The following is a 19,760-nucleotide window of genomic DNA, read 5'->3' on the forward strand; positions in this document are numbered from 1 at the left end:
GGCGTGCCACTTCGATACTTTCCATTGGAGAAACTATGAAAAATCGCCCCATTGTCTATGCAACCACGCTGCTCCTGATCGCCTTTGCTGGCGAGGGCCATGCCGGAACAAACGACGGATATTCCGGCGTGAATCTCAACGTGCGGTCCGGACCGAGTGTTCGATTTCAAGCGGTCGGGAGGTTGATGGCCGGTTCATCGCTGACGATTCACGGATGCCTGGCACGCTATACTTGGTGCGACGTGAGCGCATCTGGTGTTCGCGGCTGGGCGTCGGGAGCGCATGTTCAGTTCGTTCACGAAGCGCGCCGCGTCTACGTTCCTGCCTACGCGGCGCAGGCGGAAATCTCCGTCGTAACGTTTAACCTCAGCAGCTATTGGCGTGACTACTATCGTGACTATGGCTTCTACGGCGAAGCCGACCGTTGGAACGACCATCGCTGGGAGGACGACGGCAATCCGCCCGGTTGGCGCGACAATTGGGATGATGACCATGTCGACCCCGAAAATGAGCCCGCGCCGGACAACCACTAGGCGGCTCGATACGCCCATCATCGTCATCTGGAGCGCGTACTCATGAATCGGACCGGAAGGTATGTCCGTAACTGATCGATCTCCTGGGTCTCATCGGCGTGCAACCACCCGTCATTCATTCAATGAAAGGCCCATCCATGAGTGACCTCCTCGTCCGCCTCTACGATCTTCCCGACGTTCGGACCGAGGAGAAGATCGCTTCCCACGGGATCACGGTTCGTCGCGCGATGGCTGCGGAGGCGCATATCGTGCTTCCCTGGATTGAGAGGCATTTCTACAATCCCTGGGTGAGCGAAGCGACACGCGCCTTCACGCGCTCCCCGGTCATGGTCTGGATCGCTGTGCGGCATAACGAGTTGCTGGGCTTCGCCTGCGCCGACTGCTCCATGCGCGGCTTCTTTGGTCCGACGGGAGTAGCGAAGGCTGCTCGTGGGCAGGGCATTGGCGAGGCGCTCCTCTTCACCACCCTGCGCGGCATGCGTGAGGCGGAATATGCCTATGCGGTCATCGGTGGCGTTGGGCCCTTGGCATTTTACCGAAAGCACCTCGACGCGATCGATATCCCGGGCTCCGAAGAAAGCATCTACGGTCCCATGCTGCACGACGACAAAGGGCGAGATTTCGACGACTTTTAGAGCGGCCAGCGCCGCACCGGAAGGAAGAAAGACGTTGCCTTCGTGAAGCGCGCCCGTGCGAACGTTCCGGACCACGCGTGGCTTGGACGCTCCGTTGCGATCGATATTGCGCTCCATTTCGAGCGGCCATTCTTCTCCGTCCTAGCTACAAACTTGATCCAAAACTAGGCCGCCGCACCGTGCCGCAGGAAATTGCCGACGACCTCGCCAAGCACGGCATTGTCTTGGACGTGGACACCGTGCGGAACTGGTTGAAGTAAGCAGCGGACTTACTGCCGGGGCGAATAGTTGGCATTACGCTCCGAATATACGCGATGAGGATGCGCTCCATCGAAGATCGCGATTAACCCGCCTTTAGGCCAGATGGAAATCGTGGTAGCTGACCAACGTTCCGGTCGTCTTGTCCGCCTCGATCTGGAAGCCGGTGGGATCAAACGTACCCAACAAAGCGATGTTGGCGGTATGGGCTCCGTCGGTGATGCTCAGAGTCCCGCCGCTGCTGTCCGCGTTGGGGGTGTAGTTCAGCGTCGGCGCGCTAGCGAAGTTGAAGTCGAGAAGATCAATATGATCGTCTGCGGTCATCCCGGACACGGTCCCTGAGAAGTTGAAGGAATCGCCAAGGATGAGGGTTCCGGTTGCGCCTGCAGCAAACGTGGTATTTTCCGCCGAAGCATGTGCAAACGCCAACGTCGCGGTCCCACTGATCAGCGCTGAACCGTTGCCGCTGACGTTGCCGTCGATCGTGACGTCGCCGTCGTTGGCCCACAACACGCCCGTATTGATGACATCGCTGTGGATGACAAGCCCGCCGGCGCCGGTTGCCTCGAAGGTTCCGGAGTTGGTGATGGCGTTGGTCCCGGTATCAATGTCGAGAGAATTGGTGCCGGTAGCGATAATGGTACCCTCATTGACGAGGGTCATCACTCCATCCCCAAGGTGTCCCGCGCCGGCGATGGTGTTGTCGACGTTCGTGAGCGTGACGTCCGCGACCGTTCCGGTGATCACGTTCTCGCTGCTGTCGGTAAGTTCAACATGGCCGCCGCCCTGCAGGGTGATGCCAAGCTCGATCAACTGCAGATCGGCCTCGTTTCCGGTTGAGTTCAACTCAATGGTGCCGGTGTTGTCGATGATGCCGGATAGCGGCAGGATCGCCCCGTCGCTGATCACCATGTGGCCTGGATTCTCGGTGACCGGCGTGTGATCGAAGACGAAGTCATCAGCAGTGAGCGAAGACGCATCGACCCCGTTCAGTGTGATCGACTGGCCATCGGCGAGCGTGATCACTGCATCCCCGGCAGCATCGTTGGCCATGTGCGCCTGGATGTCGCCAAAACCGGTGAAGTTTGCGTAGCCGATCAGATCGATCTGATCCGAGGCAGCGTCGAAGCTGTAGATCACGTCATGCCCGATCGGCTGGGAGAACACGAACAAGTCGTCGCCGGTGGAGCCGGTCAGGTTGTCGTCGCCTGAGAGCGCGAAGATTGGGGAGCCTTGTCCATAGGCTTCGACGTTGTCGGCGATCATGGCCAACCCGGTGCCGCCCGTAGAATCCGTCCAAGTTTGCGATATATGCAGCGACACCGCGCCCGCGTAATCATCAAGCGTGGTGATAGTGAGTGCGGTGACATCGTTTGTCTGCACCGACCAGGTCCCATCGCCGTTGTCGGTGCCCTCGCTCAGCGTCCAACCCGCCGGAATGCCACTGACGCTGACGCTGACCGTGCCAACGTGATCCACCGGGTTTGTCAGTCCAAGGTTGATGGCTTCGCCGGCAATGCCTGCGGGAGCGAGATGTGCCTGACTGATGTTGGTCAGGGTGACCCCTACGAGATCGACCAGGATGTCGTTAGCGGCGTTCGGAGTTGTGCCGACCTGCTCAAAGACATAGCTATGGGCAGTTCCGGCGATGTTCGCGACAAAAGCAACCGCTGCGCCGGTGCCGGTGGCTATATCGTTGTTGTGAAGGTACTGCACGACGGCTGCGACGTTAGCGGTGGACGTCAGGGTTAGTGCTGACGCAAAGGCATTGGCATCATCGAATGTGATGACGCCGTTCGTGATGGCATGCGATTTCACCGTCTGACCGGAAATGGTCAACGTGGAGTCAGTACCGTTAGTGCCGGCAGTATTGGCCGTCACGTTGGTGACCGGCAGATCAAGGATGTCGTTGGTGCCGGTCGTGGCGAAGTCGTTGATCGCGTCATAGCCGGAAATCGTGCCGGCATCCCCGGAGCCCCCAACGGTGCCGAGAGATTGTCCGCTGTTAATGACAAACGTGTCGCTACCGGCTCCGCCGGTCATTGTATCAGCGCCGCTGCCTCCAGTAATGCTGTCGGCGCCGGAGCCGCCGGCAAGCGTGTCATTTCCGGAGCCGCCGATCAGCGTGTCATTCTGTGCTGAACCGGTGATGGCCGCCGCTGCGCCGGTGTTGGTGACTGTAAAGCCGTTGGCGCCGGTCGCCGCGCTCAAGTCAACGGCAAAGCCGTTGCTGCTCAGGTTTGCCGTACCAGCGTTGCTGGTCGATGACGTGGCCGTAAAGGCTGCAGTGACGGTAGCGTTGGCCGTGGCCCCTGCGCTTATGACAAGGACATCATTCCCTGAAAGATCGGTGACGCTGTCAGTGCCAGAATTGACGTTGAACGTGTCGTTGCCAGCACCACCGGTAAGGGTGTCGTTACCCAAGCCGCCGGTGAGGGTGTCGTCGCCGGAACCAGTCTTGAGAGTGTCGTCACTGTCTCCGCCGATAACAATGAAAGCTCCGGACGTGACTGCGCTTGCATCCAAATTGAGCTTTCCATTGCCACCGATACCAGTCGCGTCGACGGTCAGTGCCCCATTATTTTGGAAAGTCGAAAGGAACGTTACGTTGTCGGTATGATTTCCGCTGTTGGTGTCGACCAGTTTGAAAACTTCAAAATTTGTGAGAAAGAGGTTTCCCACGCCATTCCCAAATGTGAATGGTCCAGGGGAGCCGCCGGTGACGATGAGCGTGTCCGTGCCGGTTCCGCCGGTGATGCTATCTGTACCGTTCAAGGTCAGATTGGTTGCATTTACCGTGTTCGTGCCGCTGGCGTAGAAGATGACGTCGGTCGAACTCGTCGTCAGCGTACCCGGGTTAGGGCTGTCCTGATTGATGGTAACGGTGTCGCTATCGCTCAATCCACCCTGATCCGTCGTCGTGATCGTCAAAGTATCGGCGCCGACGAAAGTATCGGTTGGATTGTAGAGAAGACCATTCAAGGCGTTGTTGATGTTCGCCGCCGTGCCGGAGAAGGTCATGGTCGCGTCGGTCGTACCGTCGCCGGTGGTGAACGAGAGGCCGGTGGTGCCCGATAGCGTCAGCGTGCCGTGCGCGACCGACAGCGTCACTGTCTCGGTCCCAGCGCCTACGTCAACGTCCGAGATTGAGATGAGTTTGGCGCCATTGAATGTCACGTTGGTATTTTGTACCACCTCCTGCGTACCGGGCACCGTATTCACCGGCGCATCGTTGGCGCCGTTGATGGTGACCGTGAGCACCGCGGTGTCGGTGAGATTGCCCGGGTCCTTTACGGCATAATTGAAGCTGTCGGTAATGGTCTGGCCGCTGTTGAGCGCCTGCACCGCCGAGTCGCTGTCATTCACAACATAGGTGTAGGAGCCGTTGGCGTTGAGCGTCAGCGTGCCGTGTGCACCCACTAGGCTGGAGCCTAGCGTGCCGGCCGTGCCGGAGCCTTCGACCGCCCCAGTGCGGATCGCCGATACCACCAGAGATGCGTTGGTGTTGTCGACGTCTGTATCGTTGGTCAGCACGTTGCCGGTCGCGTTCGAGCCCGCGGTGCCATTGCCGGTGCCGCCCGCGTCGGTGGCCGAGCCGGTGTCGTTGACGCCCACCGGCGCATCGTTGACCGGCGTCACATTGATCGTGTCGGTCACGGCCACGCTGTTGGCGGTCCCGTCATTGGTGATGATGGTGACAGTGCGGGCCAGGCCCGACGGGTTATCGCTGGTGTTGAGGTAGGTCACCGAGTCCAGCGCGGTCTGGTAGTTCGCGACGCTGGATGAACCGGTCAAGGTGAGCGTCCCGGTCGCCGCGTTGAACGATCCGGTGATGCCGTTCTGGTTGGTGAAGCCCAGCACGTCCTGGCCGGTGACGTAGTCGCCGGTGATCTGCACCGTCGCCGAGGCCAGATTGGCACTGTCGATGTCGGACACCGTCAGCGCAGGGTCGATCGCGGTGGCGGCCTGGTTTTCCGTGTAGCTCAGCGTATGACCAGCGACGACCACCGGCGCATCGTTGACCGGCGTCACATTGATCGTGTCGGTCACGGCCACGCTGTTGGCGGTCCCGTCATTGGTGATGATGGTGACAGTGCGGGCCAGGCCCGACGGGTTATCGCTGGTGTTGAGGTAGGTCACCGAGTCCAGCGCGGTCTGGTAGTTCGCGACGCTGGATGAACCGGTCAAGGTGAGCGTCCCGGTCGCCGCGTTGAACGATCCGGTGATGCCGTTCTGGTTGGTGAAGCCCAGCACGTCCTGGCCGGTGACGTAGTCGCCGGTGATCTGCACCGTCGCCGAGGCCAGATTGGCACTGTCGATGTCGGACACCGTCAGCGCAGGGTCGATCGCGGTGGCGGCCTGGTTTTCCGTGTAGCTCAGCGTATGACCAGCGACGACCACCGGCGCATCGTTGACCGGCGTCACGTTGATCGTGTCGGTCACGGCGACGCTGTTGGCAGTCCCGTCATTGGTGATGATGGTGACCGTGCGGGCCACGCCCGACGGGTTGTCACTGGTGTTGAGGTAGGTCACCGAGTCCAGCGCGGTCTGGTAGTTCGCGACGCTGGATGAACCGGTCAAGGTGAGCGTCCCAGTCGCCGCGTTGAACGATCCGGTGATGCCGTTCTGGTTGGTAAAGCCCAGCACATCCTGGCCGTTGACGTAGTTGCCGGTGATCTGCACCGTCGCCGAGGCCAGATTGGCATTGTCGACGTCGGACAGCGTCAGCGCCGGGTCGATCGCGGTGGCGGCCTGGTTTTCCGTGTAGTTCAGCGTATGACCAGCGACGCCCACCGGCGCATCATTGACCGGCGTCACCGCCACTGTCGAAGTCACAATGTTGCTGGCGTGGTTTGCCGTCTGGCCGTCATCAACCTGATAGCTGATGGTGCGGGTCGTACCCGACGGGTTGTCGCTCGAATTGAAGTATGTCACCGACTCCAGCGCCGCCTGGTACTGGGCGACAGTCGCAGAACCGGTCAGCGTCAGCACGCCGGTCGATGCGTTGTAGCTGCCTGTGATGCCGTTCTGATTGCTGAAGCCGAGCACATCCTGGCCGGACGTGAAGTTGGCCGTGATCGACACCGTCGCCCCGGTCAGATTCGCACTATCGACATCCGACGCCGTCAGTACGGTGTCGATCGCCGTCGCCGCCTGGTTCTCGGTGTAAGGCAGCGATCCACCATTGGCGTTCAGCACCGGGGCGTCGTTGGTGCCGGTCAGCGTGATGGTCAGCGTCGAGCTCGAGGTCGCGCCGTGCTCGTCGGTGACGGTGTAGTTCGCCACCACGTCGGTGGTGGCGCCCTGCGCCAGGTGCTGGTAGGCGGCATTGGCCGCGTCAAGGCTGTAGCTGCCGTCCGGGTTCAGCGTCAGGCCAGCCACCGCCGCATCGAGGCTGTAGCTCAGAGTGGCGCCATCATCGACGTCGCTGTCGTTGCTCGCGACCGTGCCGGTGATGGTGCTGTCTTCCAGGCCGCTGTTGGTATCCGCCACCGCAACCGGGGCGTCGTTGGTGCCGGTCAGCGTGATGGTCAGCGTCGAGCTCGAGGTCGCGCCGTGCTCGTCGGTGACGGTGTAGTTCGCCACCATGTCGGTGGTGGCGCCCTGCGCCAGATGCTGGTAGGCCGCATTGGCGGCATCGAAGCTGTAGCTGCCGTCCGCGTTGATCGTCAGGCCGGCGACCGCGCTGGTCTGCGCGTAGGTCAGGATCGCGCCGTCATCGACGTCGCTGTCATTGCTCGCGACCGTGCCGGTGATGGTGCTGTCTTCCAGGCCGCTGTCGGTGTCCGCCACCGCGACCGGGGCGTCGTTGGTGCCGCTCAGCGTGATGGTCAGCGACGAGTTCGAGGTCGCGCCGTGCTCGTCGGTGACCGTGTAGTTCGCCACCACGTCGGTGGTGGCGCCCTGCGCCAGATGCTGGTAGGCCGCGTTGCCGGCATCGAGGCTGTAGCTGCCGTCCGCGTTGATCGTCAGGCCGGCGACCGCGCTGGTCTGCGCGTAGGTCAGGACCGCGCCGTCATCGATGTCGCTGTCATTGCTCGCGACGGTGCCGGTGATGGTGCTGTCCTCACTGCCGCTGTTGGTATCGGCTACCGCGACCGGCGCATCGTTGGTGCCGGTCAGCGTGATGGTCAGCGTCGAGCTCGAGGTCGCGCCGTGCTCGTCGGTGACGGTGTAGTTCGCTACCACGTCGGTGGTGGCGCCCTGCGCCAGGTGCTGGTAGGCCGCATTGCCGGCATCGAGGCTGTAGCTGCCGTCCGGGTTCAGCGTCAGGCCGGCGACTGCCGCATCGAGGCTGTAGCTCAGAGTGGCGCCGTCATCGACGTCGCTGTCATTGCTCGCGACGGTGCCGGTGATGGTGCTGTCTTCCAGGCCGCTGTTGGTATCCGCCACCGCGACCGGGCCGTCGTTGGTGCCGGTCAGCGTGATGGTCAGCGTCGAGCTCGAGGTCGCGCCGTGCTCGTCGGTGACGGTGTAGTTCGCCACCACGTCGGTGGTGACGCCCTGCGCCAGATGCTGGTAGGCCGCATTGTCGGCATCGAGGCTGTAGCTGCCGTCCGGGTTGAGCGTCAGACCGCCCACCGCGCTGGTCTGCGCGTAGGTCAGGCCCGCGCCGTCATCGACGTCGCTGTCGTTGCTCGCGACCGTGCCGGTGATGGTGCTGTCTTCCAGACCGCTGTTGGTATCCGCCACCGCGACCGGGGCGTCGTTGGTGCCGGTCAGCGTGATGGTCAGCGTCGAGTTCGAGGTCGCGCCGTGCTCGTCGGTGACGGTGTAGTTCGCCACCACGTCGGTGGTGGCGCCCTGCGCCAGATGCTGGTAGGCCGCGTTGCCGGCATCGAGGCTGTAGCTGCCGTCCGGGTTCAGTGCCAGGCCGGCGACCGCGCTGGTCTGCGCGTAGGTCAGGACCGCGCCGTCATCGATGTCGCTGTCGTTGCTCGCGACCGTGCCGGTGATGGTGCTGTCTTCCAGACCGCTGTTGGTATCCGCCACCGCGACCGGAGCATCGTTGGTGCCGGTCAGCGTGATGGTCAGCGTCGAGCTCGAGGTCGCGCCGTGCTCGTCGGTGACGGTGTAGTTTGCCACCACGTCGGTGGCGGCGCCCTGCGCCAGGTGCTGGTAGGCGGCATTGGCCGCGTCAAGGCTGTAGCTGCCATCCGGGTTCAGCGTCAGCCCGGCCACCGCCGCATCGAGGCTGTAGCTCAGAGTGGCGCCGTCATCGACGTCGCTGTCGTTGCTTGCGACGGTGCCGGTGATGGTGCTGTCCTCACTGCCGCTGTTGGTATCGGCCACCGCCACCGGGGCGTCGTTGGTGCCGGCCAGCGTGATGGTCAGCGACGAGTTCGAGGTGGCGCCGTGCTCGTCGGTGACGGTGTAGTTCGCCACCACGTCGGTCGTGGCGCCCTGCGCCAGATGCTGGTAGGCGGCATTGGCGGCATCGAGGCTGTAGCTGCCGTCCGCGTTGATCGTCAGGCCGGCGACTGCCGCATCGAGGCTGTAGCTCAGAGTGGCGCCGTCATCGACGTCGCTGTCGTTGCTCGCGACGGTGCCGGTGATGGTGCTGTCTTCCAGGCCGCTGTTGGTATCCGCCACCGCAACCGGGGCGTCGTTGGTGCCGGTCAGCGTGATGGTTAGCGTCGAGGGGGCGCTGGCGCCGTGCTCGTCGGTGACGGTGTAGTTCGCCACCACGTCGGTGGCGGCGCCCTGCGCCAGGTGCTGGTAGGCGGCATTGGCCGCGTCAAGGCTGTAGCTGCCATCCGGGTTCAGCGTCAGCCCGGCCACCGCCGCATCGAGGCTGTAGCTCAGAGTGGCGCCGTCATCGACGTCGCTGTCGTTGCTTGCGACGGTGCCGGTGATGGTGCTGTCCTCACTGCCGCTGTTGGTATCGGCCACCGCCACCGGGGCGTCGTTGGTGCCGGCCAGCGTGATGGTCAGCGACGAGTTCGAGGTGGCGCCGTGCTCGTCGGTGACGGTGTAGTTCGCCACCACGTCGGTCGTGGCGCCCTGCGCCAGATGCTGGTAGGCGGCATTGGCGGCATCGAGGCTGTAGCTGCCGTCCGCGTTGATCGTCAGGCCGGCGACTGCCGCATCGAGGCTGTAGCTCAGAGTGGCGCCGTCATCGACGTCGCTGTCGTTGCTCGCGACGGTGCCGGTGATGGTGCTGTCTTCCAGACCGCTGTTGGTGTCGGCCACCGCGACCGGGCCGTCGTTGGTGCCGGTCAGCGTGATGGTCAGCGACGAGTTCGAGGTGGCGCCGTGCTCGTCGGTGACGGTGTAGTTTGCCACCACGTCGGTGGTGGCGCCCTGCGCCAGGTGCTGGTAGGCGGCATTGGTGGCATCGAGGCTGTAGCTGCCATCCGGGTTCAGCGTCAGGCCGGCGACCGCGCTGGTTTGCGCATAGGTCAGGACCGCGCCGTCATCGACGTCGCTGTCATTGCTCGCGACCGTACCGGTGATGGTGCTGTCTTCCAGGCCGCTGTTGGTGTCGGGCACCGCGACCGGCGCATCGTTGGTGCCGGTGATGTCGATCGTGACCTGCTGGGTGGCGAGGCCGCCATGGTGGTCGTCGACCTCGACCGTAAAGCTGTCGGCGAGATGCTCGCCGACGGCGAGCGCATCGACCGCGCCGCTGTCGAGCACAGTGTAATGCCAGGTGCCGTCGGGATCGACGGTGGCGGTGCCGTGGGCGGCGGCGACGCTGACCGACAGCGTGTGGGTGTCGATGGCATCGACGTCGGAGAAGCTGACCTGGCCGGTGGCGGTCTGCGCCGCGGCCGGGAGGTCGTCGCCTTCCGACACGGTGCCGGACTGCGTGGCGCTGGTGATCACCGGGGCGTCATTGGTGCCGACAATCGTCACTGTCACGGTCTGCACCGCGGTGCCACCGTGGCCGTCCGAGATCGTCACGTCGTACTTCTGAGTCAGCGTTTGGCCAGCCTGCAGATAATCGACGGCGCCGTCGGCGACCGAGAAGCTCCAGCCGATCGCGCCGCCATTGCCGGTGTCGTGGTTGGTGGTATCGAGCGTGAAACTGCCGAGGTAGCCGCCGCCCTGCGGCGCGAAGCTCGCGGTATGGCTGTCGAGCGTGTCGACGTCGGTGAAGGCCACGGCGCCGGAGGCGGTATGCGGTGTGTTGGCCGCCTCGGCCGCCGACATATCCGCCCACTCCGTCGCCAGGCCGCTCTGCGCCGACGAGATGATCACCGGCGCATCGTTGGTGCCGACAATCGTCACTGTCACGGTCTGCACCGCGGTGCCACCGTGGCCATCCGAGATCGTCACGTCGTATTTCTGGGTCAGGGTTTGGCCGGCCTGCAGATAATCGATGGCGCCGTCGGCAACCGAGAAGCTCCAGCCGATCGAGCCGCCATTGCCGGTATCGTGGTTGGTGGTATTGAGCGTGAAGCTGCCGAGATAGCCGCCGCCCTGGGGAGCGAAGCTCGCAGTGTGGCTGTCGAGCGTGTCGACGTCGGTGAAGGTCACCGCGCCGGAGGCGGTATGCGGCGTGTTGGACCCTTCGGCCGCCGACAGATCCGCCCACTCCGCCGCCAGGCCGCTCTGCGCCGACGAGGTGATCACCGGCGCATCATTGGTGCCGGTAACCGTGATGGTCAGGTTGGCAGTGCACGAGCCGCTATGATTGTCGGAATTGGTGTAGCTGAAAGTGTCGTAAACCAGCTGGTCTGCCGCTAACGCCTGCACATTGGCCTGGGCATTGTTGAGCGTATAGGTGTACGTGCCATCGGAGTTGAGGTGCAGCGTGCCGTAGGTGCCGACCACATCAGCACCGACCTTGGTGGCAGAGCCGTTGATGGCCGTGACGCTATGACTGTCGTGCGTATCGGCGTCGGTATCGTTGATGAGTACGTTGCCGCTGACTGAATTCGGCGCGGTGTCTTCCTTCACCGCACTTGTGTCGGCCGCTGCAACGGGGCCATCGTTGACCCCGGCAATTCTCACTGTGGCGGTCGCCCAGCTCAGCGTCCCATTGCCAAGCCGGATAGCGTAAATGAATGAATCTGTGAAAAAATCCCCTGCTGACAGGGCAGCGACTTGAGCGCTTAATGCTGACGCGTCATACCCGACTTTACCATCCGCCGTGATCCAGATTTTTGCGCCATTCAAGCTTGTATCGCTGCTGGTGGCTTCGACGCGCGCGGTATCCTGAGTCAGCAAATCAGCCGCACTATAGCCGCTCATGGCGCCGCTGTTATTAATGCCGTTGTCGATGGAAAAGAGGGTCTTGGCATTGCCCCCAAGGTCATTTCCCATGACATCGAAAAAGACAGGCTGAAGGTTATCCTCCGTCAGCGAAATGGATACACCGGCGGCGGTCAGGCCACTCGTAAAAATATCGTTCGTCGCTTGCGGTGTGTTGGAGAATGAAGTGGTGCTGCCGCCGCCGGTTGCCTGAGTAGCCATGTCTTCGACCTCAAAACGCGTAGAATATGAAAGTCATTTGGGAGCAACCCGAACACGGGTGAGCAACGTGACGGATTCGGGCGACCTTGAAGCGGCCCAGAACTCTGCAGTCGTGTCCTGACGAGGAGATAGCGAAGGTGCGCCGTCGCTCGACGAGGTCTGCAGATCGGCTGAATCGATCACCGGAGCCGCCGTCACCCGGGAGGCAATCGCAACTGCCATAGACAGCTCGACCGAAAGATCCGATGGTCGAGATGAACTCGAATTGTCCTTGAGGTGAGAATTAGTTTCAGACCAGCCGGCGGCTCGTAAAGACGTCGAGGTGAATAAGGCGCTGCTCACAACACACTCCACTCTGCCGATGCAGAGCAGGTGCAATCGCATTCGAAGAGCAACTCACAGGAGAGCGCCGGCAATGAGCGCCCGTTCAGCGCCTACGCGCCGCCGCCAGAAGAAACTCTGGCCTGTTGTGAAAAGATCCCGACGCCATTAACTCCTGCCCCGTTCGTGCTCGGCCTCCTGACGACCGCGCACGGCTTATGATTTTCCAATAACGTTTCTTGCTTTAGTAAGGTCCCTTCAGAGATCGAACCCGACAGTCGCCCGCGGCACAGGGGCGTTCGCACGTATGGATCAGCGTAAGAATCCCAATCCGGGCTGGAAAACGCTGTGCGCATCCCCGCGTCGGCGATTCGTTTGAAATGTGAGACGAGCAATCGCGCAGCCCCTGCTTCTCGTACATCGGGATGCTCGCTAGGAATCTCGGTCGGGGCAACGGCCCAAGAGGGGTACTCCGTCGGGACCACGTAAGACTACGGTTGCGCATGCTGATCGACCGCACCTGCGGCACATTATCGACGAATTCGCAGATAGCTAATTGGCGCTTCTTTGCCGCCCGGGGTCAGCAAGACTAAGTGCCGGCTTCTTAGTCTTGCTCAGTCTAAGCATGGCATCCGGCCCCAAGGCTTTCGCCTCCCGGTCAACGAGGAGCTGGCCGCGGAGTTCGGCGTGTCACGCGTCACGATCCGGCAGGCCGTCGAGTTGCTTTCAGCCGACGGCGTCATCGAGGCGCGGCAGGCCCGCAGCAGGCGCGGTGCGGAAGGACCGCTGGCTCAAGGTCGAAACTACGCTGTCGGTTCTCGCCGATATGTACCGCGACACTTCGCTGGAGATCGTCAACATCTCGGCGAGGCACAGCGACGCGCCGGCGTCTCCCGAGGACGGCAACGGCCGACTTCATGCGCCGGCTTCATTCGCCACTCGGTCCGTCGCACCGCGGCCGAAACAGGCCGTCATGCGATCAGTTGCCTAACTTGGCACAAATCGAGCCAAGCCTGACAAGTTGCTAGTGTGTTGCTGTACCTAGCTCAAATCGGCCCATGATGGATTGGAGCGAGAGTTCAAGTTCTTCAATTGCTTGGAAGGCGGCGTATGCACCGGGAGATCAAGAAAAATCTCGACACAGCCAATGTGAGCAGACCTCGTGAGATGAGATTGGGCTGCCTCGGGTCGGCGGAAGAGCATGCCCATTGTTTCCGAGGGCAGGGGAGATAGGTGAGTGCTGACGATCAGCAACAGTTGTTGGAAACATGAGGCGCCACCCTCTCATCTCGCTCCGTGCAGCCCCGCTGGTCGAACTTGCTGCACCCATGCTTGAGTTCGATCGCGTTAGCTGCGCTTTGGCGAGGTCGTTTCTGGGGCGAAACAGGTGTGGTCCGCGGCGATGGCAGACTTCGGCCGATGAGGAGACTGCTCACGCTCTTAATCGCTTTGTTGAACGTTCAGTAAAGCCATTTGCTAAACATGCTTGGCGATGGCCAACTTCTGGCTCGCCGGTTATCCAGGCGGGCTGGATTGCTCCGCGGCGCCAGATCGGCAATCGAAGCTTTCGACAAAATCCAGGCATTTCGCTGCGCTGCGAACATCCCGCTTGCGCGCGCGAACGTCGCGAATCTTTTCGCCAGGCTAGCGACAAACCGGCTTGACGGGCTCCAAAATTTAGTAATACGTTTAGTCCTACAAAAAACTAAACATCACGCATCGAGCCGATGTGTGGGAGGAGCCCAAGCCCTTCCGGACCCGTTTCCGGAAATGGTCCGTCTCGTTCTCCACTCATCGCTCCTCAAACTCGGTTTCAGGATCTTGGCGTCGTTCCGGCAGGGAGCGCCGAGCGGGTTGGATGCTTCAACGAGAGAGGAAACGGATATGCGGACATTCAATTGGCTAAGAAGCTCGGCGGCAACCACGGTCCTCGGCACGGCGCTGCTGGGGATATTTGGCGGAGGCGAAGCCGCAGCTCAGGGCAAGCAGCTTACGCTGTGCTGGGCGGCATGGGATCCGGCCAATGCGCTGGTCGAGCTCGGCAAGGACTTTACCAAGCAATCCGGCATTGAGATGAAATACGAGTTCGTCCCGTGGACGAGCTATGCCGATCGCTTCCTCAACGAGCTCAACTCCCACGGCAAGCTCTGCGACCTGATCATCGGCGATAGCCAGTGGATCGGCGGCGCCGCCGAGAACAAGTGGTACGTCAAGCTCAACGATTTCTTCGACAAGGAGAAGATATCGATGGACGACTTCGTCCCGGCGACGGTCGTCGGCTACTCGCAGTGGCCGAAGAACTCGCCGAACTATTGGGCGCTGCCGGCTATGGCCGATGCGGTAGGCTGGACCTACCGCAAGGATTGGTTCTCGCGGCCCGAGATTCAGTCCGCCTTCAAGGCAAAGTACGGCCGCGACCTGGCGCCGCCGAAAACCTATGACGAGTTGAAGCAGATTGCGGAGTTCTTCCAGGGCCGCGAGATCGACGGCAAGAAGGTCTATGGCGCCTATATCTTCACCGAGCGCGGCTCGGAAGGCATAACCATGGGCGTGACCAACGTGCTCTACAATTACGGCTTCAGCTACGACAATCCAAAGAAGCCGTATCAGATGCAGGGCGTCGTCAATTCACCCGAGGCGGCCAAGGGGCTCGAGTTCTACAAGGAACTTTACAAGTGCTGCACCGCGCCGGGCATGACCAACGCCTACATGCAGGAGGGGCTCGATGCCTTCAAGTCCGGCCAGGTGGCGATGCAGATGAACTGGTTCGCCTTCTTCCCCGGCCTCTACAAGGATCCGAATGTCGGCGGCGACAAGATCGGATTCTTCGTCAATCCGGCCGGCCCGAATGGACACTTCACGCAGCTTGGTGGACAGGGCATCTCCGTGGTGGCGACCTCCGACCGCAAGGACGACGCGCTCGCCTATATCAAATGGTTCGCGCAGCCCGCTGTGCAGCAGAAATGGTGGCAGCTCGGCGGCTACTCGGCCCTGAAAGCGGTGGTCGATGCGCCCGACTTCCCGAAGAGCGCGGCGTTCGCGCCGCAATTCTTGGAGTCGATGGGAATCGTGAAGGACTTCTGGGCCGAGCCGTCCTACGCGCAACTGCTACTCGACATGCAGAAGCGGGTGCACGATTACGTCGTCGCCGACAAGGGTACCGCGCAGCAGGCGCTCGATCTCCTGGTCAAGGATTGGACCAAGGTCTTCAAGGAGCAGGGCAAGCAGGTCGCGTCGCAATAGGCGCGGCGCTCGCATCAACTGAACCGGTTTCCCCGGGGGTGTCCCCCGGGGAAACCGAACCAGCCAGCCGATGGACCAGATGACGACGATCCTTCAACCTGATGATGCTACGATTGCCGGCATGAGCGAGCCCGCCAAATCTCGCGACGCACGGCGCGTGCGCGGCCTTTCCGACCGCACCATTGCGTGGCTGTTCGTTGCGCCGACGATCGCGCTGTTGCTGGCGATCAACATCTTTCCGCTGGTGTGGATGATCCGGCTGTCCTTCACCAGCCTCAACCTCAGCATGTCCTATCTGCCGCTGCGGTTCGTCGGGCTCGACAATTTCACCGACATCCTCACCGACGAGGACGTCTGGTTCCGGCTCCAGACCACGGCGCAATTCGTGATTTGGTCTGTGGCACTACAGGTGGTCATCGGCTATGGCCTGGCGCTGTTGATCAACCGCCAGTTTCGCGGTCACAGCTTCTGGACCACGATCATCCTGCTGCCGATGATGTTGTCGCCGGCGGTGGTCGGCAACTTCTGGACGCTGCTGCTGCAGCCGCAGATCGGGCCCTTCAACTACGTGATCAGCCTGTTCACGGGGGTGCCGCCGAGCTCGTTCAGCATGACCGGACAGGTCTCGCTCGCGTCCTGGACCATCGTACTGGTCGACACCTGGATGTGGGCGCCTTACGTCATGCTGATCTGCCTCGCCGGGCTTCGCTCCATTCCCCACTACATCTATGAGGCGGCCGAGGTCGATCGCGCCTCGCCGTGGCGGCAATTCTGGTCGATCACGCTGCCGATGACGGTGCCGTTCCTGATGCTCGCCGTGCTGTTCCGCGCAATCGAGAACTTCAAGATGTTCGACATGGTCAACCTCCTGACGTCGGGAGGCCCGGGATCGACCACGGAGCTCGTGTCGATCACGCTGAAGCGCGCGGCATTCGAGAAATGGCGCACCGGCTATTCCTCTGCGCTCGCCATCATCCTGTTCGTGACCGTGTTCGGTGCCGCCAACATCTACGTCAAAGCGCTCAACAAGGTGAAGCAACGATGACCGCTGCACTCGCCAAGTCAGTCCTGGCCAAGTCCACCGCTCATTCCATCGTCGAAGCCTCGCCGCGTTCGAAGGCCGTGGCAGGTGGCCTCGTCATTCTCTATGCCGTGATCACGATCCTGCCGCTACTCTGGATCGTCGCTACCGCATTCAAGTCGCAGAGCGACGCCATCGCCTATCCGCCCAAGGTGCTCTTCGAGCCGACCCTCGAAGGCTATGTCAACCTTTTCACCGTGCGCACCCGCCAGACGCCGGACTTCATCGCCAAGCTGCCGCCGCCGGAGACGTGGTACGACACGCTCGTGCGCCAGCGGGACATGGTCAGTGCCGGGCCATCGAAGGTCGTGCCGCGCTTCGTGAACTCGCTGATCATCGGGTTCGGCTCGACGTTCCTGGCCGTGTTTCTCGGCACGCTCGCGGCCTACGCTTTTTCGCGCTTTCGCATTCCCCTGGCTGACGACCTGCTGTTCTTCATTCTCTCGACGCGAATGATGCCGCCGGTCGCGGTCGCGATCCCGATCTATTTGATGTACCGCCAGCTCAATCTGACCGACACCAGGCTCGGAATGATCCTGCTCTACACCGCCGTGAACGTCTCGCTCGCAGTCTGGCTGCTCAAGGGGTTCATCGACGAGATCCCGCGCGAGTATGAGGAGGCCGCTCTCGTCGACGGCTACACGCGACTCCAGGCCCTGCGCAAGGTGGTATTGCCGCAGGCCGTCACGGGAATTGCGGCAACCGCGATCTTCTGCCTGATCTTCTCGTGGAACGAATACGCCTTCGCGGTTCTCCTGACGAGCGGCGAAGCGCAGACCATGCCGCCATTCATCCCATTCATCATCGGCGAGGGCGGGCAGGATTGGCCGGCGGTGGCTGCCGCGACTACGCTGTTCGTTGTCCCGATCGTCCTGTTCACCGTGTTGTTGCGCAAACACCTGTTGCGCGGCATCACATTCGGAGCTGTGCGCAAATGAGCGGTTCTGCGGTTGCCAAGGGCGGAGTGTCTCGCTGGTTCCGTCGCGGGCCTTGGGAGGCCGGCGCGATGACCCTGATCGGAGGCGGCATCATCATGCTGGTGCAGCCCTGGACGATTGATCTGTACAGCTATTCGTTCGTGACGATCCTCATCGGCACGGTCGGCTACGTGATCGTGAGCCATTTTCCGGAATAGGGCGGTCAACATGGCACAAATTCGCGTCGAAAACCTGCGCAAGTCGTTCGATCAGTTCACGGCCGTGCAAGGCTCGAACTTCACGATCGACGACGGCACCTTTTTCGCGATGCTCGGGCCCTCCGGCTGTGGCAAGACGACCACGCTGCGCATGATTGCGGGCCTCGAGCTGCCGACCGAGGGCAAGGTCCTGCTCGACGGCGAGGACGTGACGTTCCGCCGTGCCGCGGCCCGCGACATCGCCTTCGTCTTCCAGCTTTTCGCGCTCTATCCGCACATGAATGTTGCCGACAATATCGGCTTTCCCCTGAGGTGCCAGGGCATGGGCCGGCGTGCGGTCCGCGAGCGCGTGCAGGAGACGGCGCGGCTCCTGCGGATCGAGCATCTCCTGTCGAGCAAGACGTCAAAGCTGTCGGGTGGCGACCGCCAGCGCGTGGCGCTGGGGCGCGCTATGGTCCGGCGGCCCAAGGCCTTCCTGATGGACGAGCCGCTCGGGGCGCTCGACGCCGAGTTTCGGCATCTGATGTGCGGCGAGCTTCGCGACCTCCATGATCGCATTGGTGCAACTACGGTCTACGTGACACATGACCAGCTCGAGGCGATGTCAATGGCGGACCGGATTGCCGTCATGAACAAGGGGCGCGTCGAACAGATCGGCTCGCCGCAGGAGATCTATGACCGGCCCGCGAGCATGTTCGTGGCCGATTTCATCGGCTCGCCGTCGATGAACTTCTTGCGCTTTGAGGGCGGCCTACGATCCGGAGATCGGGCCATCGCCTTCCATGATGCCAGCATCGCGGTCCCGGAGATCCGCGAGGATCGCGCGAGCGCGCCGCTGGCGCTCGGGATACGCCCGGAGCATATCCGTTTCGCCGATGCAGCACCCGTCCGCGGCGAGGTGTTCGGCGCAGAATATCTCGGCACGACGCAGATCGTCACGGTCGACACGGCGCATGGACGCGTCGCTGCCCGGCTGCCCTCCAGCGCGTCGGTGCGGATCGGCGAGACGGTCGGTCTCGAATTCCATTCCGAGCGACTGGCGTTGTTCGATGTTGGCAGTGGCATGGCGATCCGGACCGCCAATGAGGGGAGCCCGCGCCATGGCTGACGTCATTCTGCGCAACATCAGCAAGCGCTTCGGCACGATAGAGGCGGTGCGCGAGCTCTCGCTGGCGATCAATGACGGGGAATTCCTGGTCCTGCTTGGGCCGAGCGGCGCCGGCAAGACCACGACGCTGCGGCTGATCACCGGGCTCGAGAGCCCCGACACCGGTTCGGTCATGATTGACGGCCATGACGTGACGCATGATCCGCCGGGATCGCGCGATATCGCCTTCGTCTTCCAGCAGTACTCGCTGTATCCGCATCTCACTGTCTATGACAATCTGGCATTCCCGCTACGCTCGCCCGCGCGGCGCGTGCCCGAGCCCATCATCCGCAAGCGTGTCGAACAGACGGCGGAGCTGCTGCATATCGCAAGCAAGCTGAACAACCGTGCAACCCGCCTGTCCGGCGGTGAGATGCAGCGGGTGGCGATCGGCCGCGCATTGGTTCGCGATCCCGCGATCTACCTGATGGACGAGCCGCTCTCGTCGCTGGATGCGAAGCTCCGTTCGGAGCTGCGTCTCGAGCTCAAGCGGATCCAGCTCGAGCTTGGCGCGACTATCCTTTACGTGACCCACGACCAGGTCGAGGCTATGACCATGGCCTCCCGGATCGGCGTGATCAAGGATGGCCAGCTCCTTCAGCTCGGCACGCCGCGGGAGATCTACGAAAGCCCCTCCAGCTCCTATGTCGCCTCGCGTCTCGGTACGCCGCAGATCAATTTCCTTCCGGCACGTCTCTTGTCCGACGTGTCGGTGCCGCCGGAAACGGAGACCGTCGGCATCCGTACCGAGCATCTGAAGGTCGGTGCGCGCAATGGCGGACGGATGGTCGGCCGCGTCCACCGGGTCGAGCACCTCGGCGAACAGAATCACGTTCATCTGGACTATAAGGGCGAAATGCTGGTGACGCTTGCGGATCCGCATCAGCAGCCGCTAAAGGCAGGTCAGGAGGTCGAATTGCACCTGGTACATCCGCTCTGTTTCGATCGCGCGGGGCGACGCATCCCCGCGATGATTCTCTAGAGG

At 62.3% G+C, this 19,760-nt stretch carries 10 protein-coding genes; 9 read left to right on the top strand and 1 reads right to left on the bottom strand.

Annotated elements, in window-relative coordinates; genetic code table 11:
• Positions 1–35 precede the first annotated feature (35 nt).
• Complete coding sequence (locus BJA_RS17645) at positions 36–533, top strand: SH3 domain-containing protein (protein ID WP_011086343.1); 498 nt, start codon at positions 36–38, stop codon at positions 531–533.
• A gap of 137 nt (positions 534–670) precedes the next feature.
• Positions 671–1,168, top strand: a complete 498-nt coding sequence (locus BJA_RS17650) for a GNAT family N-acetyltransferase (protein WP_038965933.1) — start codon at positions 671–673, stop codon at positions 1,166–1,168.
• A gap of 354 nt (positions 1,169–1,522) precedes the next feature.
• Here the strand turns inward: BJA_RS17650 and BJA_RS17655 are convergent, their stop codons facing one another.
• Positions 1,523–11,848: a VCBS domain-containing protein gene (locus tag BJA_RS17655; RefSeq protein WP_011086345.1), complete on the bottom strand. Its 10,326-nt coding sequence runs from the start codon at positions 11,846–11,848 to the stop codon at positions 1,523–1,525.
• Between the two features lie 1,008 nt (positions 11,849–12,856).
• Here BJA_RS17655 and BJA_RS17660 point away from each other — a divergent pair.
• The 7 genes from BJA_RS17660 to BJA_RS17690 all read left to right on the top strand — a co-directional run bounded on the left by BJA_RS17660 (position 12,857) and on the right by BJA_RS17690 (position 19,757).
• Positions 12,857–13,186: a hypothetical protein gene (locus BJA_RS17660; protein ID WP_236842223.1), complete on the top strand. Its 330-nt coding sequence runs from the start codon at positions 12,857–12,859 to the stop codon at positions 13,184–13,186.
• 867 nt (positions 13,187–14,053) lie between these two features.
• Positions 14,054–15,412: an ABC transporter substrate-binding protein gene (locus BJA_RS17665; protein WP_011086348.1), complete on the top strand. Its 1,359-nt coding sequence runs from the start codon at positions 14,054–14,056 to the stop codon at positions 15,410–15,412.
• Positions 15,413–15,482: 70 nt separating this feature from the next.
• Positions 15,483–16,457, top strand: coding sequence for a carbohydrate ABC transporter permease (locus BJA_RS17670; protein ID WP_011086349.1), 975 nt, complete (start codon positions 15,483–15,485; stop codon positions 16,455–16,457).
• Entirely contained in the window at positions 16,454–17,431 is a 978-nt protein-coding gene (locus BJA_RS17675) for a carbohydrate ABC transporter permease (protein WP_011086350.1), read from the top strand. Before BJA_RS17670 ends, BJA_RS17675 begins: the two co-directional genes overlap by 4 nt.
• The gene (locus tag BJA_RS17680) at positions 17,428–17,628 is read left to right on the top strand and encodes a hypothetical protein (RefSeq protein ID WP_011086351.1); all 201 of its coding nucleotides are present in this window, start codon (positions 17,428–17,430) and stop codon (positions 17,626–17,628) included. The genes BJA_RS17675 and BJA_RS17680 overlap by 4 nt, the downstream gene beginning before the upstream one ends.
• Positions 17,629–17,638: 10 nt before the next feature.
• The gene (locus tag BJA_RS17685; RefSeq protein WP_011086352.1) at positions 17,639–18,736 is read left to right on the top strand and encodes an ABC transporter ATP-binding protein; all 1,098 of its coding nucleotides are present in this window, start codon (positions 17,639–17,641) and stop codon (positions 18,734–18,736) included.
• Positions 18,729–19,757 (top strand): ABC transporter ATP-binding protein, encoded by a 1,029-nt coding sequence (locus BJA_RS17690; protein WP_011086353.1) that lies wholly within the window; start codon positions 18,729–18,731, stop codon positions 19,755–19,757. Before BJA_RS17685 ends, BJA_RS17690 begins: the two co-directional genes overlap by 8 nt.
• The last annotated feature ends 3 nt before the right edge of the window (positions 19,758–19,760 follow it).

It is taken from the genome of Bradyrhizobium diazoefficiens USDA 110 (assembly GCF_000011365.1).
Taxonomy (GTDB): Bacteria; Pseudomonadota; Alphaproteobacteria; order Rhizobiales; family Xanthobacteraceae; genus Bradyrhizobium; species Bradyrhizobium diazoefficiens.

Bases quoted from the DNA above. Each gene is read 5' to 3' on its own strand.
- BJA_RS17680 (WP_011086351.1), top strand. From the start codon at position 17,428: ATGAGCGGTTCTGCGGTTGCCAAGGGCGGAGTGTCTCGCTGGTTCCGT.
- BJA_RS17645 (WP_011086343.1), top strand. From the start codon at position 36: ATGAAAAATCGCCCCATTGTCTATGCAACCACGCTGCTCCTGATCGCC.
- BJA_RS17670 (WP_011086349.1), top strand. From the start codon at position 15,483: ATGGACCAGATGACGACGATCCTTCAACCTGATGATGCTACGATTGCC.
- BJA_RS17675 (WP_011086350.1), top strand. From the start codon at position 16,454: ATGACCGCTGCACTCGCCAAGTCAGTCCTGGCCAAGTCCACCGCTCAT.
- BJA_RS17650 (WP_038965933.1), top strand. From the start codon at position 671: ATGAGTGACCTCCTCGTCCGCCTCTACGATCTTCCCGACGTTCGGACC.
- BJA_RS17655 (WP_011086345.1), bottom strand. From the start codon at position 11,848: ATGGCTACTCAGGCAACCGGCGGCGGCAGCACCACTTCATTCTCCAAC.
- BJA_RS17665 (WP_011086348.1), top strand. From the start codon at position 14,054: ATGCGGACATTCAATTGGCTAAGAAGCTCGGCGGCAACCACGGTCCTC.
- BJA_RS17690 (WP_011086353.1), top strand. From the start codon at position 18,729: ATGGCTGACGTCATTCTGCGCAACATCAGCAAGCGCTTCGGCACGATA.
- BJA_RS17685 (WP_011086352.1), top strand. From the start codon at position 17,639: ATGGCACAAATTCGCGTCGAAAACCTGCGCAAGTCGTTCGATCAGTTC.